This is a genomic window from Pseudomonas sp. MWU12-2037 (assembly GCF_023242345.1).
GTDB classification, from domain to species: Bacteria; Pseudomonadota; Gammaproteobacteria; order Pseudomonadales; family Pseudomonadaceae; genus Aquipseudomonas; species Aquipseudomonas gingeri_D.
Genome location: NZ_JALLIZ010000004.1, coordinates 85379 through 100986 on the forward strand (window position 1 = coordinate 85379; position 15608 = coordinate 100986).

At 64.3% G+C, this 15608-nt stretch carries 13 protein-coding genes; 8 read left to right on the plus strand and 5 right to left on the minus strand.

The genetic code is table 11. The features are described from left to right. Positions 1–3: 3 nt before the first annotated feature. From M5B42_RS08605 to M5B42_RS08620, 4 genes are read left to right on the plus strand one after another with little or no spacing between them, the layout of a single operon-like run. Positions 4–1167 carry an isovaleryl-CoA dehydrogenase gene (locus tag M5B42_RS08605; RefSeq protein ID WP_103497102.1) on the plus strand — a complete coding sequence of 388 codons (1164 nt, stop codon included), beginning with the start codon at positions 4–6 and terminating at the stop codon, positions 1165–1167. An 11-nt stretch (positions 1168–1178) separates the two neighbouring features. Further along, entirely contained in the window at positions 1179–2786 is a 1608-nt protein-coding gene (locus M5B42_RS08610) for a carboxyl transferase domain-containing protein (protein ID WP_248745556.1), read from the plus strand. A 44-nt stretch (positions 2787–2830) separates the two neighbouring features. Beyond that, positions 2831–3646, plus strand: coding sequence for a gamma-carboxygeranoyl-CoA hydratase (locus M5B42_RS08615; RefSeq protein ID WP_248745557.1), 816 nt, complete (start codon positions 2831–2833; stop codon positions 3644–3646). Continuing rightward, a complete protein-coding gene (locus M5B42_RS08620) occupies positions 3646–5592 on the plus strand; it encodes an acetyl/propionyl/methylcrotonyl-CoA carboxylase subunit alpha (RefSeq protein ID WP_248745558.1) in 1947 nt (648 codons plus the stop codon). The genes M5B42_RS08615 and M5B42_RS08620 overlap by 1 nt, the downstream gene beginning before the upstream one ends. A gap of 208 nt (positions 5593–5800) precedes the next feature. Here M5B42_RS08620 and M5B42_RS08625 read toward each other — a convergent pair whose 3' ends face one another. After that, complete coding sequence (locus tag M5B42_RS08625; protein ID WP_103499590.1) at positions 5801–6451, minus strand: LexA family transcriptional regulator; 651 nt, start codon at positions 6449–6451, stop codon at positions 5801–5803. A gap of 129 nt (positions 6452–6580) precedes the next feature. Between M5B42_RS08625 and M5B42_RS08630 the strand changes: the two genes are divergently transcribed. Both M5B42_RS08630 and M5B42_RS08635 read left to right on the plus strand, forming a co-directional pair. Next, entirely contained in the window at positions 6581–6943 is a 363-nt protein-coding gene (locus M5B42_RS08630) for a DUF3077 domain-containing protein (protein ID WP_103499591.1), read from the plus strand. Positions 6944–7312: 369 nt separating this feature from the next. After that, complete coding sequence (locus M5B42_RS08635) at positions 7313–8458, plus strand: M14-type cytosolic carboxypeptidase (RefSeq protein WP_248745559.1); 1146 nt, start codon at positions 7313–7315, stop codon at positions 8456–8458. A gap of 52 nt (positions 8459–8510) precedes the next feature. Here the strand turns inward: M5B42_RS08635 and M5B42_RS08640 are convergent, their stop codons facing one another. Next, positions 8511–9431 carry a LysR family transcriptional regulator gene (locus M5B42_RS08640; protein ID WP_152736937.1) on the minus strand — a complete coding sequence of 307 codons (921 nt, stop codon included), beginning with the start codon at positions 9429–9431 and terminating at the stop codon, positions 8511–8513. A 141-nt stretch (positions 9432–9572) separates the two neighbouring features. Between M5B42_RS08640 and M5B42_RS08645 the strand changes: the two genes are divergently transcribed. Together M5B42_RS08645 and M5B42_RS08650 are read left to right on the plus strand one after the other, a co-directional pair. Then, complete coding sequence (locus M5B42_RS08645) at positions 9573–10013, plus strand: DoxX family protein (protein WP_103499594.1); 441 nt, start codon at positions 9573–9575, stop codon at positions 10011–10013. 97 nt (positions 10014–10110) lie between these two features. Then, on the plus strand, positions 10111–11262 hold the full coding sequence (locus M5B42_RS08650) for an MFS transporter (protein WP_248745560.1): 1152 nt from the start codon (positions 10111–10113) through the stop codon (positions 11260–11262). 123 nt (positions 11263–11385) lie between these two features. Here M5B42_RS08650 and M5B42_RS08655 read toward each other — a convergent pair whose 3' ends face one another. The 3 genes from M5B42_RS08655 to M5B42_RS08665 form a co-directional block, all read right to left on the minus strand. Beyond that, on the minus strand, positions 11386–13800 hold the full coding sequence (locus M5B42_RS08655; RefSeq protein WP_248745729.1) for a TonB-dependent receptor: 2415 nt from the start codon (positions 13798–13800) through the stop codon (positions 11386–11388). Positions 13801–13930: 130 nt separating this feature from the next. Then, the gene (locus M5B42_RS08660) at positions 13931–14902 is read right to left on the minus strand and encodes a FecR family protein (protein WP_248745561.1); all 972 of its coding nucleotides are present in this window, start codon (positions 14900–14902) and stop codon (positions 13931–13933) included. Between the two features lie 130 nt (positions 14903–15032). Continuing rightward, a complete protein-coding gene (locus M5B42_RS08665) occupies positions 15033–15533 on the minus strand; it encodes a sigma-70 family RNA polymerase sigma factor (protein WP_152736941.1) in 501 nt (166 codons plus the stop codon). Positions 15534–15608: the final 75 nt, after the last annotated feature.

Sequence of the window (15608 nt, forward strand, 5' to 3'; positions counted from 1 at the left end):
CCCATGAGCTATCCGACCCTGAACTTCGCCCTCGGTGAAACCCTAGACATGCTTCGCGACCAGGTGCGGACCTTTGTCGCCCGGGAGCTGGCGCCGAGGGCCGCGCAAATCGACGTGGACAACCTGTTCCCCGCCGATATGTGGCGCAAGTTCGGCGACATGGGCCTGCTCGGCATCACTGTTCCGGAAGAGTACGGCGGCGCCGGCCTGGGTTACCTGGCCCATGTGCTGGTGATGGAAGAAGTCAGCCGCGGCTCGGCCTCGGTCGCCCTCTCCTACGGCGCCCACTCCAACCTCTGCGTCAACCAGATCAACCGCAACGGTAATCACGAACAGAAAACCAAATACCTGCCCAAACTGATCAGCGGCGAGCATGTCGGCGCCCTGGCCATGAGCGAACCCAATGCCGGCTCCGACGTGGTCTCGATGAAATTGCGCGCCGACAAACGCGGCGACCGCTACGTGCTCAACGGCAGCAAGACCTGGATCACCAACGGCCCCGACGCCAACACCTACGTGATTTATGCCAAGACCGAGCCGGAAAAGGGCGCCCACGGCATCACCGCCTTTATTGTCGAGCGCGACTGGAAAGGCTTCAGCCGCAGCAACAAGTTCGACAAGCTCGGCATGCGCGGCTCCAACACCTGCGAGCTGTTCTTCGATGACGTCGAAGTACCGGAAGAGAACATCCTCGGCGTGCTCAACGGTGGCGTGAAGGTGCTGATGAGCGGCCTCGACTACGAGCGCGTGGTGCTCTCCGGCGGCCCGACCGGGATCATGCAGGCCTGCATGGACCTGGTGGTGCCCTATATCCACGACCGCAAGCAGTTCGGCCAGAGCATCGGCGAGTTCCAGCTGATCCAGGGCAAGGTCGCCGACATGTACACCCAGCTCAATGCCAGCCGCGCCTACCTGTATGCGGTGGCCCAGGCCTGCGAACGCGGCGAGACCACCCGCAAGGACGCCGCCGGGGTGATCCTCTACAGCGCCGAGCGCGCGACCCAGATGGCCCTCGATGCAATCCAGATCCTCGGCGGCAACGGCTATATCAACGAATTCCCCGCCGGACGCCTGCTGCGCGACGCCAAGCTGTATGAGATCGGCGCCGGCACCAGCGAGATCCGTCGCATGCTGATCGGCCGCGAACTGTTCAACGAAACCCGCTGAGGGGCGCGCACATGGCAATCCTGCACACGCAACTCAATCCGCGTTCGGCCGAGTTCGCCGGCAACCGCGCGGCGATGCTCGAACAGGTCGTCGCCCTGCGCACCCTGCTGGCCCAGGTCCAGCAAGGCGGCGGGCCGAAGGCCCAGGAACGGCACACTTCGCGGGGCAAACTGCTGCCCCGGGAGCGGATCAACCGCTTGCTCGATCCCGGTTCACCGTTCCTGGAAATCAGCCAGTTGGCGGCGTATGAGGTCTACGGCGAAGACGTACCAGCCGCCGGAGTGATTGCCGGGATCGGCCGTGTCGAAGGCGTCGAATGCATGATCGTGGCCAACGATGCCACGGTCAAAGGCGGCTCCTACTACCCCCTCACGGTGAAAAAACACCTGCGGGCACAGACCATCGCCCAGCAGAATCGCCTGCCGTGCATCTACCTGGTGGACTCCGGCGGCGCCAACCTGCCGCGCCAGGATGAAGTGTTCCCGGACCGCGAGCACTTCGGGCGGATCTTCTTCAACCAGGCCAATATGAGCGCCCAGGGCATCCCGCAGATCGCCGTGGTCATGGGCTCCTGCACCGCCGGCGGGGCCTATGTGCCGGCGATGGCCGACGAAGCGATCATGGTCCGCCAGCAGGCGACCATCTTTCTCGCCGGTCCCCCGCTGGTGAAAGCCGCCACCGGTGAAGTGGTCAGCGCCGAGGACCTGGGCGGTGCCGATGTGCACTGCAAGATCTCCGGCGTGGCCGACCATTACGCAGAGAACGATGAACACGCCCTGGCCCTGGCCCGGCGCAGCATCGCCAATCTCAACTGGCGCAAGCTCGGCGAGTTGCAGCAACGCACGCCGATCGCGCCGCTGTACGGCAGCGACGAGCTGTATGGCGTGGTGTCGGCGGATGCCAAGCAACCGTTCGACGTGCGCGAGGTCATTGCCCGGCTGGTAGACGGCTCGGTATTCGATGAGTTCAAGGCGCTGTTCGGCACCACCTTGGTCTGTGGTTTCGCCCACCTGCACGGTTACCCCATCGCGATCCTGGCGAACAACGGCATCCTCTTCGCCGAAGCCGCGCAGAAAGGCGCGCACTTTATCGAACTGGCCTGCCAGCGCGGCATCCCGCTGCTGTTCCTGCAGAACATCACCGGTTTCATGGTCGGCCAGAAATACGAGGCCGGCGGTATCGCCAAGCATGGCGCCAAGCTGGTCACCGCCGTGGCCTGCGCCAAGGTGCCGAAATTCACCGTGATCATCGGCGGCAGCTTCGGCGCCGGCAACTACGGCATGTGCGGGCGCGCCTATGACCCGCGTTTCCTGTGGATGTGGCCGAACGCGCGGATCGGCGTGATGGGCGCCGAACAGGCCGCCGGGGTGTTGGTGCAGGTCAAGCGCGAGCAGCACGAGCGCAATGGCGAAGGCTTCACGGCGCAACAGGAAGCCGAGATCAAGCAGCCGATCCTCGACCAGTACGAACACCAGGGGCACCCGTATTACTCCAGTGCCCGGCTGTGGGACGACGGCGTCATCGACCCGGCCCAGACCCGCGAAATCCTCGGCCTGGCACTCTCGGCCGCCCTCAACGCGCCGATCGAACCGAGCCGCTTCGGCGTGTTCCGGATGTGACCATGAGGCCCTATCGCCGCCCCTCTCCCAGTGGAGCCCGCACCGTGACCGACTTCAACACCCTCGAATTGCAGCTCGACCCCCGGGGCTTTGCCACCTTGTGGCTGAGCCGCGAAGACAAGAACAACGCCTTCAACGCCGAGATGATCCGCGAGTTGATCCTTGCCCTGGAGATGGTCCAGGCCAACGCCGCCCTGCGTTTCCTGGTGCTGCGCGGCCGTGGCCGGCACTTCAGCGCCGGCGCCGACCTGGCCTGGATGCAGCAATCGGCCCAGCTCGACTACGCCACCAACCTCGACGATGCCCGCGAACTGGCCGAACTGATGTACAACCTGGCCAAGCTGAAAGTCCCCACCCTGGCGGTGGTCCAGGGCGCGGCCTATGGCGGCGCCCTTGGCCTGATCGGCGCCTGTGACATGGCCATCGGCGCCGACGATGCGCAGTTCTGCCTCTCGGAAGTGCGCATCGGCCTGGCCCCGGCGGTGATCAGCCCGTTCGTGGTCCAGGCCATCGGCGAGCGTGCCGCCCGCCGCTACGCCCTGACCGCTGAACGCTTCAGCGGCCTGCGGGCTCGCGAGCTGGGCCTGTTGTCGGAAACCTGCCCAGTCGGCGAGCTGGATCAGCAAGTCGCGGCCTGGATCGACAACCTGCTGCTCAACAGCCCGCAAGCCATGCGCGTGAGCAAGGAACTGCTGCGGGAAATCGGCAGCGGCGAACTCAGCCCGGCACGGCGGCGTTATTGCGAAAACGCCATTGCCCGTATCCGCGTCAGCGCCGAAGGCCAGGAAGGCCTGCGGGCCTTTCTGCAAAAACGCCCGCCGAGCTGGCAGGCCGAGTCCACCGCCAAGGAGCCGCGCTGATGAGCACGCCCGTGATCACTTCCATCCTGGTGGCCAATCGCGGCGAAATCGCCTGCCGGGTCATGCGCACCGCCAAGGCCCTGGGCCTGACCACGGTCGCCGTGCACAGCGCCATCGACCGTGATGCCCGGCATAGCCGCGAAGCCGATATCCGCGTCGACCTGGGGGGCAGCAAGGCCGCCGAGAGCTACCTGCAAATCGACAAACTGATCGCCGCCGCCCAGACCAGCGGTGCCCAGGCGATTCACCCCGGTTACGGTTTTCTCTCGGAAAATGCCGGCTTTGCCCGGGCCATCGAGGCCGCCGGCCTGGTGTTCCTCGGCCCGCCCGCCAGCGCCATCGATGCCATGGGCAGCAAGTCCGCGGCCAAGGCCCTGATGGAGACTGCCGGGGTACCGCTGGTGCCGGGTTATCACGGCGCGGCCCAGGACCTGGAAACCTTCCGCGCCGCCGCCGAGCGTATCGGCTACCCGGTGCTGCTCAAGGCCACCGCCGGCGGTGGCGGCAAGGGCATGAAAGTGGTCGAGGACGTCAGCCAGCTGGCCGAAGCCCTGGCCTCGGCCCAGCGTGAAGCGCAGTCGTCCTTCGGCGACTCGCGGATGCTGGTGGAGAAATACCTGCTCAAGCCGCGGCATGTCGAGATCCAGGTGTTCGCCGACCAGCACGGCCACTGCCTGTACCTCAACGAGCGCGACTGCTCGATCCAGCGCCGTCACCAGAAGGTCGTCGAGGAAGCCCCGGCGCCGGGCCTGAGTGCACAACTGCGCCAGGCCATGGGCGAGGCGGCGGTGCGCGCGGCCCAGGCCATCGGTTATGTCGGTGCCGGCACCGTGGAGTTCCTGCTGGACGCCCGTGGCGATTTCTTCTTTATGGAAATGAACACCCGCCTGCAGGTCGAGCACCCGGTCACCGAAGCCATTACCGGCCTCGACCTGGTGGCCTGGCAGATTCGCGTGGCTTGCGGTGAAGTGCTGCCGATCACCCAGGAACAGGTGCCGTTGCATGGCCATGCCATCGAAGTGCGCCTGTACGCCGAAGACCCGGGCAATGACTTCCTGCCGGCCACCGGGCGCCTGGAGCTTTATCGCGAGTCGGCGCCAGGGCCGGGACGTCGGGTCGACAGCGGCGTGGCCGAGGGCGACAGCGTCTCGCCGTTCTACGATCCGATGCTCGGCAAGCTGATCGCCTGGGGCGAGACCCGCGAACAGGCGCGCCTGCGCTTGCTGGCGATGCTCGACGAATTCGTGATCGGCGGGCTGAAAACCAACCTCGGTTTTCTCCGGCGGATCGTTGCCCATCCGGCGTTTGCCGAGGCAGAACTGGATACCGGCTTTATTCCCCGTTATCAGGAAGATCTGCTGCCGCAACCGGGCGCGCGTACCGATGAATTCTGGCAGGCGGCCGCCCAGGCCTTCCTGCAGAGCCAGGCCCCTGGCGTACGGGCGGACGACCCCGCCTCGCCTTGGGCCCAGGGCAACGGTTTTCGCAGCGGGATGCCGGCGCAAAGCGTGGTGCACCTGAGCTGCGAGGGTGAGGACCGCGCCGTCAGCCTGACGTCGGACACCCGGCTTGAACTGCACGATGAGTACCTGTCGACGGAGCATGCCGGCGTTCGCCGTCGACATCGAGTGATCAGCGGGGCCGACGGGCTCTATCTGCATTGGCAGGGCGAGTGCCACAAGATCACCCGCTTCGACCCGATTGGCGCCGTCGACAGCGGCCACGGCCACCATGGCGGCCTGAGCGCGCCGATGAACGGCAGCATCGTGCGGGTGCTGGTGGAAGTCGGGCAAAGCGTCGAGGCCGGGGCCCAGTTGGTGGTGCTGGAAGCGATGAAGATGGAACACAGTATCCGCGCGCCCCAGGCGGGCGTGATCAAGGCGCTGTATTGCCAGGAAGGTGAAATGGTCAGCGAAGGCAGTGCGTTGGTGGAGCTGGAATCCTGACTCTCGACTCGCCACGGACATTGTGGGAGCCGGCTCGCCGGCGATGAGGCCGGCACGTCTTGCATCGATCTTGCGGACGCCTGGGCTTTTGTGGGAGCGGAGCTTGCCCGCGAAGAACGATGACGCGGTATACCTGATACACCGCAGCGCATTCTTCGCGGGCAAGCTCCGCTCCCACAGGTGAACGCGTCACGAACGGAGCCAACCCTCAGAACTTCGCGGTCGCCTGCACCACCACGCCGATCACGCAACAATCCTCGCCAACCGGAATCTTCGGCCAGGTCGGGTTCAGCGGCTTGAGATAGGGTTGCCCACCCTCCTCCATCCACTGGCGGAAAATCGCTTCCTCCCCCTCCCGCAGGCGGGCAACCACCAGGCTGCCGGCCTTGACCTCCCGATCCGGGTCCACCAGCACCATCATGCCCTCGGGCACGCTGGTGCCGGACGGAGCCGTCATCGCATCCCCCACCACCTGCAACCAGAACGCCGCCGGGGCGTAATGATCGGTCACCTCGTAACGCCCGGCGTACTCGCCCTTCGCCGAGTCCTGCAACGTGGCAACCACCTGCCAGTCGCTGACCGGGTAACGAAACGCCGAAGTGATGTCGTAGACCTGCTCGTCCCGCTCCTCGGGGGCCTGGGCCGCCACCGCGCGGTCGCGAACCAGCAGGACCACCTCCAGGTGCCCGAGCCCGAGCGCCTGGAGGACCTTGTTCATCATCACGAGATCAGGCTTGCGCCTTTTGTTCAGCCAATGACCGACACCGCCCTGGGTGATGTCCAGGCGTTCGCCAAGTTTTTCCTGCGAAAGACGAAGCTCTTCGAGCTTGGCCTTCACCAACGCTATCCATTTATCCATGGACGGAACAATACGGACAGTACTTCAGCGCTCAATACACAAAATGTATTGTTTGTGACAAGCAACGCAATACCAATAGTACTAATCTTGGAGAGTTGATTTGAACTTCCTCTGAAAGGCAGGCCCCTCATGACTTCCATCACGACAGAAAGCCCTCGAACCGACTCGAAAAGCCCCCTCGCATCCCTCAAGGATCGCGCCGCCGCCCAACGTGCACTCGACTATTATTTGAAACCAGCTGTTTCAACGGCCGCCTGCGCGGCGAACACCAGCGATGACCCCCTCCACCAGAAGCTCTTTGCCGTACGCGACGACCTGGATATCGAGGACGCCATGATCCAGGCCTCGGACCTGCTGCGCTGCGCGGCGGCGGCCGCCTACGAAGCCGCGAACAGCGCGAACCGCGACCTGGGTTGTTCGGTGGTGTACATGATCGACATGGCCAAGGCCCTGGTGGACCGCGTCGTGCAGATACAAACCCGCACGACGTGAGTCCGCCATAGCCAGGGGATAACCGACTTTGGGGAAGGAATGGGAAAATAATATCCGCGAAGAACGGGAAAAGACTTGATCTTCAAATGATAATGATTATTATTGCTACAAGCTGATCGCGAGATCGGTCGATAACCCGGAGACCTCAGGTCGGACTCCTGGATTATCTCCTCATCAGGCTAATCACGGTTTTTGACCCGGCTTTTTGCCGGGTCTTTTTTTGCACCCGCTTTATTCGCGGGCTTGGCTTCAGGCTGATGAAGACAGGTGCACTGCCCTCTGGGTGGGCAGTCATGACCTCGCGCCTCGGCTAATACGCCATCGAGGTGTAGAGTAGCCACCACAAAAAGCCTTTTCAGGTACTCACCCGTGGTTCTATCTCCTCTCAAAATCAGCAGCGACTTCGACAGCGGCAATATCCAGGCACTGGACACCAGCAACCCGCACCACCTGCTCCTGGCCATCGAGCCGGATACCCGCAGCCAGCACTTCCAGTGGTTCCATTTCAAGGTTGAAGGCCTGCGCGTGGGCGAGACCTACACCTTCGAACTGAGCAATGCCAGCCAGTCCTCCTACAACAAGGCCTGGACCGGCTACCGCGCCGTCGCCTCCTATGATCACCAGAACTGGTTCCGCGTCGACACCCGTTTCGACGGCGAAAGCCTGCATATCAGCCTGGTGGCCGAACAGGAGCAGGCCTGGTTCGCCTACTTCGAACCCTACAGCCGCGAACGCCATGACTGGTTGATCGAGCAGGCCCTGACCCACGCCGGCACCGAGTTGCTGGCCGTCGGTAAAAGTGTCGAAGGCCGGGATATCCAGCTGTTGCGCAAGGGCAACGGCGCCGAGGGCCGGCGCAAGGTCTGGATCATCGCCCAGCAGCATCCGGGCGAGCACATGGCCGAATGGTTCATGGAAGGCGTGATCGAGCGCCTGCAACAGGAGGACGATGCCGAGCTGCGCGACCTGCTGACCCGCGCCGACCTTTACCTGGTGCCCAATATGAACCCGGACGGGGCCTTCCACGGGCATCTGCGCACCAACGCCATGGGCCAGGACCTGAACCGTGCCTGGCAGAACGCCAGCCAGGAAATCAGCCCCGAAGTCCTGTTCGTCCAGCAGCAGATGGCCAAGCATGGCGTCGATCTGTTCGTCGATGTCCATGGCGACGAGACCATCCCCTATATCTTCACCGCCGCCTGCGAAGGCAACCCCGGCTACACACCACGTATCGCCCAGTTGGAAAGCCGCTTTCGCAGTCATCTGAGCGCGCTCACGGCGGATTTCCAGACCACCCACGGCTACGCCCGCAGCCTGCCCGGCCAGGCCAATATGACCCTGGCCTGCAACAGCGTCGGCCAGCGCTACGACTGCCTGTCGCTGACCCTGGAAATGCCCTTCAAGGACAACGACGACGCCCCGGACCTGCACGCCGGCTGGTCCGGCCAGCGCTCGAAGCAGTTGGCCAAGGACTTGCTCAGCAGCGTCGCGGATATCGTCGAACACCTGCGCTGAAGCGGCACGGTGGTGCAAGGGCCCGCGCCATTGCACCCCGCGCCGAAGCCCCTCAGCCGGCCGTGCAGGCGGGTGGAGCCTCCACTTGCGCCACCAGCCGGGCAATCAACCAGGACGCCGCCGGACCTGGCGGCGTGTCGGTTCGATAAATCGCATCAAGCCCATAAGGGCCGCCGCGCATATCCGGCAGGTCCAGGCTGACCAGGCGCCCACTGGCCAGGTCCTCGGCCACCATCGGCGCGGGCATGTTGCCCCAGCCGACCCCTTCGCGCAGCAGCATCAACTTCGAGCCCAGGTCCGCCAGGCGCCAGGTGCGGGTGCCGAGCACGCCGAACTCCTGGTTGCGGGTCAGGCTCGAACGGTCCGAGAGCACCAATTGCACATGCTCACGGCCAGCCCCGGGCAGGTTCACACCCTGGGCCAGCGGATGACTGGGCGAGGCCACTGAAATCAGCTGGACACTGCCCACCCCGACCCGCTCCAGCCCCGCCATGCCGCGACTGAAAAAACCACTGACACCGACACTCGCGCGCCCCTCCAGCACCAGTTGCGCCACCGCCCCCAGGGCCTCCACGTGCAGGTGCAGGAGCACCGTGGGGAATTGCGCGCGAAAGCCCTTGAGCACATCCACCAGGCGCGCCGCCGGCAGCATCACATCGACCACCAGGTGAATTTCGGCTTCCAGCCCCTGCAGCAGCCCCTTGACCTTGGCCCGCAAGCCATCGATGCCACTGTAGATGGTCCGCGCCTCGGTCAGCACCGTACGGCCGGCGTCGGTCAACTGCGGCTTGCGCGTGGTGGTACGATCAAACAACTGCACCCCCAGTTGCAGTTCCAGATTGGCGATGGTGTAGCTGATCACCGAAGTGGCGCGACTGAGCTTGCGCGCGGCCGCGGCAAAACTGCCGGTTTCGACCACGGTCAGCAGCACCCGCAATTGGTCGAGGGTCGGTGTGCCGGGATTGGGAATCATGGGGCGGGCTCCTGGAGGCGTTCGATATTTTCGAACCTAATCCTCGAAATTATTCGGCTATTGCGTACGTTAGCGCGATGGCAGACTGCACACCACTCCGACGCACCATGGTGGTCGCGTCGCTCTCATAGGTACAAGTCCATGTCCAACACCGCCAATGCCAACTCCGCACTCCACAGTCAATCCGACAGCGCCAGCGCTTCGGCTGCCATCGCCCTCGCCGGACGCGTCCTGCTGGCCGCGATCTTCCTGCTCTCGGGCTTCTCGAAGATCGCCAACCCGGCCGGTATGATCGGCTACATCGAATCGGTGGGCCTGCCCCTGCCACAGCTGGCGCTGATCGCGGCGATCGTCGTCGAAGTCGGCGGCAGCCTGCTGTTGATCCTCGGTTACCGCACCCGCGCGGTCGCCCTGGTCATGGCACTGTTCACCGTGGTCACCGCCCTGGCGTTCCACAATCACCTGGGCGACCAGAACCAGTTCATCCACTTCTTCAAGAACATCGCCATGGCCGGTGGCCTGTTGCAGGTGGTCGCTTTCGGTGGCGGTCGCCTGAGCCTGGATGCTCGTCGCAAAGCCTGACCGGGCGGTTATAAAACCGGTCCTTGGCCTCGCCGGACACGATGTGCAAGGATGTTCCCTTGCACAGCGTTGTCTGCCGGCCCGCCAAGGATTTTTCATGACTGCCCTCACCGCCCACGCCCCGGTCAAACCGGGACGCCTGGAACAGATGTCGACCCGTATCGCCTTCTTTATCGCCGGTTTCGGCGTCGCCGCCTGGGCACCGCTGGTGCCTTACGCCAAGGCCCGCGCCGGGCTCGATGAGGGCACCCTGGGGCTGTTGCTGTTGTGCCTCGGGGTCGGCTCGATCATCGCCATGCCAGTGGCCGGTGCCCTGGCCTCACGCTTCGGTTGCCGACGGGTGCTGAGCGTCGGCACTTTGCTGATCTGCCTCGCGCTGCCGCTATTGGCCACGGTCAGTTCGATTCCCTGGCTGGTGGCCAGCCTGTTTCTGTTCGGCGCCGGGCTCGGCGCGGTGGACTCCACCGTCAACCTGCAAGCGGTGATCGTCGAGCGCGCCAGCGGCAAGACCATGATGTCGGGCTTTCACGGGCTGTTCAGCCTCGGCGGGATCTCCGGCGCCGCCGGGGTCAGCACGCTGCTGGGCCTGGGGCTGTCGCCCCTGGGAGCGATTGGCGTGGTGATCGTGTTTCTGCTGGCGGCGCTGTACAAGGCCGCCCCGCACCTGTTGCCCTATGGCAGTGAAAGCTCGGGACCGGCCTTTGCCGTGCCCCATGGCGTGGTGTTGTTTATCGGCCTGCTGTGCTTTGTGGTGTTCCTCGCCGAAGGTGCGATGCTCGACTGGAGCGCGGTGTTTCTCAGCGCCGAGCGCCAGGTCGCGGACGCCTATGCGGGCCTCGGCTACGCGGCCTTTGCCCTGACCATGACGGTCGGACGGCTGACCGGCGATGCCATCGTCCGGCGTCTGGGGGCGAAAAAAGTGATTGTCTTCGGCGGGCTGACCGCCGCGGCCGGCCTGGCCCTGGCCACGCTGGTGCCGGCCTGGGAAGCCGCGTTGATCGGTTATGCGCTGGTGGGCGCCGGGTGCTCGAATATCGTGCCGGTGCTGTACACCGCCGTGGGCAAGCAGAAGGTCATGGCGGAAAACATCGCCGTGCCGGCGATTACCACCCTGGGGTATGCGGGGATTCTGGCGGGACCGGCGGCGATCGGTTTTATCGCCCATGCCAGTTCGTTGAACCTGGCCTTTATGGTGATCGCGGTGATGCTGGTGGGAGTGGCGGTCAGCGGGCGAATCCTGCGCACCTGAAATGACACAACCTTCGTAGGAGCAGGCTTGCTGGCGATCCAGGCGACGCGGTATGACAGGACACCGCGTCGATTCCATCGCCAGCAAGCCGGCTCCTACAGGATGGGGTCAGCCGTCAGTCGATCAGAACCCTACACTGGCCTGCACAAAGAAGGTCCGTGGTTCACCCACGTAGATCCCCGCATTGTTGTCGCTCGACCGGGTGAAGTACTGCTGGTCAAAGACGTTACGCACCCCCGCCCCCAATTTCAGGTTCGACAGCTGCGCGCCGAAATCATAGGCACCGCGCAGATCCCAGGTCATGTAGCCGGGAATATTGCCGTACTGGCCGTCAGCGGTCGGCGTGGTGATGTAGTTGCCGTTGAAGCTGCCGTCGGCGTTGCTCCCGGTCCCCGGCGCGCGCTGGGAAGACTGGGCGAAACCGTCGAGGTTGTAGGTCCAGCGATTGACCGCATAACGCAAACCGACATTCAGCACCTCCCGCGAGTACAGCGGCAGGTCACGGCCCTTGAAGCCCGGGATATCGCCCTGGGAGGTCGCCTTGGTGTAGGTCAGGCCGACATTCGCGGTCAGGCCCTCGAGCGCCGGGTTGAGGTCCGCCAGGTTGTAATGCGCGGAGGTTTCAATACCCCGGTGAGCGGTGGCGCCCAGGTTGGTCCAGCCCACATCGTTGCTGACGTATTGCAGCTCATCGGAGAAGTCGATGTAGAACAACGTCATCTCTGCGCCCCAGGTGCCGTTGTCATAGCGCGTGCCCAGTTCGTAGGTCTTGGCCTTTTCCGGTTGCAGGCCATTGGCCGTGCTGTTGCCATTGCCACCCTGGGCAATCTGGAAATATTGCAGGCTGCCGAAGGAGGTTTCGTAGTTGGCGAAGACTTTCCAGGCATCGGAGAGGTGGTACATCACGCTCAGGGCCGGCAGCGGCTCGTTGCTGTCGACGCTGCGGAACTTCTCCTGGACCGGCACGTAGTTGGTCCCCGGCACGGCCCGATCATGCCAGTTGCTGCTGATGCGCTCGAAGCGGATACCCGGGGTGATGGTCCATTTGCCGATATCGATCTTGTCATCGAGGTAGAAGGCATTGGCCTCGGTGCCGCCGGTGCGGTCCTGGTAGATATGCCCGTCGGAGGTCGGCGTCAGGGTCGGCACGCCGTTGACCAGGGCCACGCGGCTGGTGGCCTCATGCATGCCTTCCTTCAGGTAGCGGTAGCCGACGCTGACTTCCTGGGTGGTCGGGCCCAGGTCGAAGACGTGGGACGCCCGTGGCTCGATGCCAAAGGTGTAGTAGCTGCGCGGGTAGGCGCTGAGGGTCTGGAGGTCGCGGGCGGCGATATTGCTGCCACGGAAACTGTCGGTGTAGTAGGTCAGCACTTCGACCTGGGTCTGGTCATCCACCTGCCGTTTGTACTTGAAGGAGATATCCTTGCGCCGGCCGGTGAAGTTGTCGTAGTTGCGCACCGACTGGTAAGGATTGGCGTCGTACTGTTTCTGGGTCAGGCCGCCGGGCATGTCCGCATTGGCATCGTAGTAATGCAGGTTGAGGGAGAAGTCGTCCTGGTCGGTAGGCGCCCAGTGGGTCTTGAGCAGGACATCGTTGATGTCGTTGCCGTTGTTGCTTTCCCGATAACCCTCGCCCTTCACGCCGGAATACAACAGCGCCGCGCCAAAACCGTTGTCCGCGGTGCCGCCGAGGAACGCCGTGTCGAGGTGCTTCACACCGCCGTAACGCGAGGTTTCCAGGGTGCTGCCGATCTCGCCGGAGAATTTCTCGGGGATCGCCCGGGTCACGAAGTTGATCACGCCGCCGACGTTCTGCGGTCCATAACGCACGGAACCGGCACCGCGTACCACGTCGATGCTGTCCAGGTTGCCGACCGACACCGGGGCCATCGACAACTGGGGCTGGCCGTACGGGGCGAACGCCGCCGGCACGCCGTCGATCAGCACGGTGGAACGTGGCGACAGACGGGACGTCAGGCCGCGCACGCCGACGTTAAGGGAAATATCGCTACCGCCGGTGCCGTTGTTTTCCTGCACCTGCACGCCGGGCACGGTACGCAGGGCGTCCTTCACGTTCATCGCGCCCTGCTCGACCATCGCCTGGCGACGGATCACGGTCCGCGCCCCCGGATGGTTCTGCACAATCGCCTGGTCGGCGTCGCCGAGCCAGTCACCCACCACCTTGACATCCAGCGGCGCCAGTTCCAGGGCACCGGCGGTGGCCGGCGCGGCGGCACGCAAGGTCACCGAGCCGTCCTTGAGGTCATAGTCCAGGCCGCTGCCGCGCAGCAGCACGTTCAGGGCTTCTTCCGGCGACAGCTTGCCGTCGACCGCCGGGGCAAGCTTGCCGGCCACCAGTTGCGGGCTGAAAAACACTTGCAGGGAGGTTTGCTGTCCCAACTGACTCAGGGCCGACGCCAGGGGCTGGGCCTGGATATGGATGGCCGCGTCCCCCTGAGCCGCCTGGCTCAGGGGGGCAACGGCACTGATCGCCAGGGCCAGGGCAAAGACCGGGGAACTGGGCAGTGCGTTGCGGATCGCCTGGTAAAGCGCGTTGGGTGTGTTGTTCACGTCTGACCTTGTCCTGTAGTTCGCCATTGCATGCGATTGTTAATGCAAACCAGTTGCAGCTGGACAAGAAGACGAAGAACTCGAAAAAAACCTGAATCTATTTTGCAATTATTTCCTGGGCACCGTCGGCACGGGTCCTGACGGCCACTGGCAGGATGCTCGGCAAGGCCCTGAGCAGGGCCTCGGTATCGTTGAGCTTGAACACGCAGGTCAAGCGCAGATTGCCCACCGCCGGAGAAGCGACACCCAGGGGCTTGTCCCGGTAACGCGAGACTTCCTGCACCACATCGCTGAGGCGGGCATTGTTGAAGACCAGCTTGCCGCTGCGCCAGGCGGTGAGTTCGTCGGCGTTCACCGCTTCCGCCGCGGCCACCCGGCCCTGCTCATCGACACGGGTGCCCTGGCCCGCCGTGAGATTGACGAAATCCCCGTCCGCCGCGTCGCGGCCCTGGACCTTCACCGTGCCCGCCTCGACCACCACCCGGGTCTGCGCCGGATCGCGGCGCACATCGAAGCGCGTGCCAGTGACAGTGACCTTGCCGACCCCGGCCTGGACCACAAAGGGACGGCTGCTGTCGTGCTCGACACTGAACATCGCCTCGCCCTGCTCCAGCTCGACCGCGCGCCGGTCGCGCTGGTAATGCACGCGGACCCGGCTGCGGCTGTTCAGGTCGATGATCGAACCGTCGGGCAAGGCCACGTGTCGACGCTCACCAAGCACGCTGGCAAAGGTCGCGTCATAGGGCGCCGGATGATTCAGGCCGCTGAACAGCCCCAGGGCCAAGGCCACCGCGACCACCCCGGCGGCCACCGCATAACGCAGCAGCGGCCGGCGCTTGAGCCGCGCTGGAGGCTCGTCGCAGAGCGCCTGCAAACGCGCCTGGGGCAGCAGGTCGGTGGCGCTCCAGAGTCCCTGGAGCAAGTCGAACTCATCCTGATGCAACGGATGCTCATGGCGCCAGGCGTCGAATTCGGCCTGTTGCCCGGCGCTCAACGGCGCCTCCCGGACCCGCACGAACCAGGTGGCGGCCTCATCGCGAACCGTGGCGCTATCACGATTCTCCATCATGCAAAATCCTTGTAGGAGCGAGCTTGCTCGCGATAAACGTCAACGATAACGCGGAGCCTCTGACTGACCGCAGTGCCCTGGAGATCATCGCGAGCAAGCTCGCTCCTACGGGTAGAAACGCACGGGAGCCTCATTGATCCGCTCCATCCAGGCGCTCGCGCAGATGCCGCAGGGTGCGAATCATATACTTCTCCACCATATTCTTGGACAGCCCGAGGCGCTCGGCGATCTCCGCCTGGGTCAGGCCCTCGATCTTCTGCCAGACAAAGGCCTTGCGACAATTGACGGGCAACTCGCCCAGGGCCCGCTCGATGGAGTCGGCAAGCTGGATGGCGTGCATGAAATGCTCCGGGTCGCCGGTAGGCGGTGCGCTGTGGTCAATCGCTTCCAGCTCCAGGGCCCCACGCCGGTCTTCGCGACGATAGGTATCCACCGCGATATTGCGCGCGGTCTGGTGCAGATAGGCCCGTGGTTGCTCGACGCCGGCGGCCTGGCTTTCCAGTACCCGCACAAAGGTATCGTGGGCCAGGTCCTCGGCTTGCTGACGGTTTCTCAGCCGACGGGTCCAGGTGCCGATCAACTCCTCGTAATGCTCGAAAAAACCGGGTCTGCGGGGTGGAGGGAGATTCATGGCGACAGGCTATGAAGGCGGAGCTCAAATAGTAATGCTTCCTATTAATAGCCGCAATTGATTCCGGTGCTCGCC

Bases quoted from the DNA above. Each gene is read 5' to 3' on its own strand.
- M5B42_RS08640 (WP_152736937.1), bottom strand. From the start codon at position 9,431: ATGATTCCCAATCCCGGCACACCGACCCTCGACCAATTGCGGGTGCTG.
- M5B42_RS08660 (WP_248745561.1), bottom strand. From the start codon at position 14,902: ATGATGGAGAATCGTGATAGCGCCACGGTTCGCGATGAGGCCGCCACC.
- M5B42_RS08625 (WP_103499590.1), bottom strand. From the start codon at position 6,451: ATGGATAAATGGATAGCGTTGGTGAAGGCCAAGCTCGAAGAGCTTCGT.
- M5B42_RS08650 (WP_248745560.1), top strand. From the start codon at position 10,111: ATGACTGCCCTCACCGCCCACGCCCCGGTCAAACCGGGACGCCTGGAA.
- M5B42_RS08610 (WP_248745556.1), top strand. From the start codon at position 1,179: ATGGCAATCCTGCACACGCAACTCAATCCGCGTTCGGCCGAGTTCGCC.
- M5B42_RS08630 (WP_103499591.1), top strand. From the start codon at position 6,581: ATGACTTCCATCACGACAGAAAGCCCTCGAACCGACTCGAAAAGCCCC.
- M5B42_RS08645 (WP_103499594.1), top strand. From the start codon at position 9,573: ATGTCCAACACCGCCAATGCCAACTCCGCACTCCACAGTCAATCCGAC.
- M5B42_RS08605 (WP_103497102.1), top strand. From the start codon at position 4: ATGAGCTATCCGACCCTGAACTTCGCCCTCGGTGAAACCCTAGACATG.
- M5B42_RS08620 (WP_248745558.1), top strand. From the start codon at position 3,646: ATGAGCACGCCCGTGATCACTTCCATCCTGGTGGCCAATCGCGGCGAA.
- M5B42_RS08665 (WP_152736941.1), bottom strand. From the start codon at position 15,533: ATGAATCTCCCTCCACCCCGCAGACCCGGTTTTTTCGAGCATTACGAG.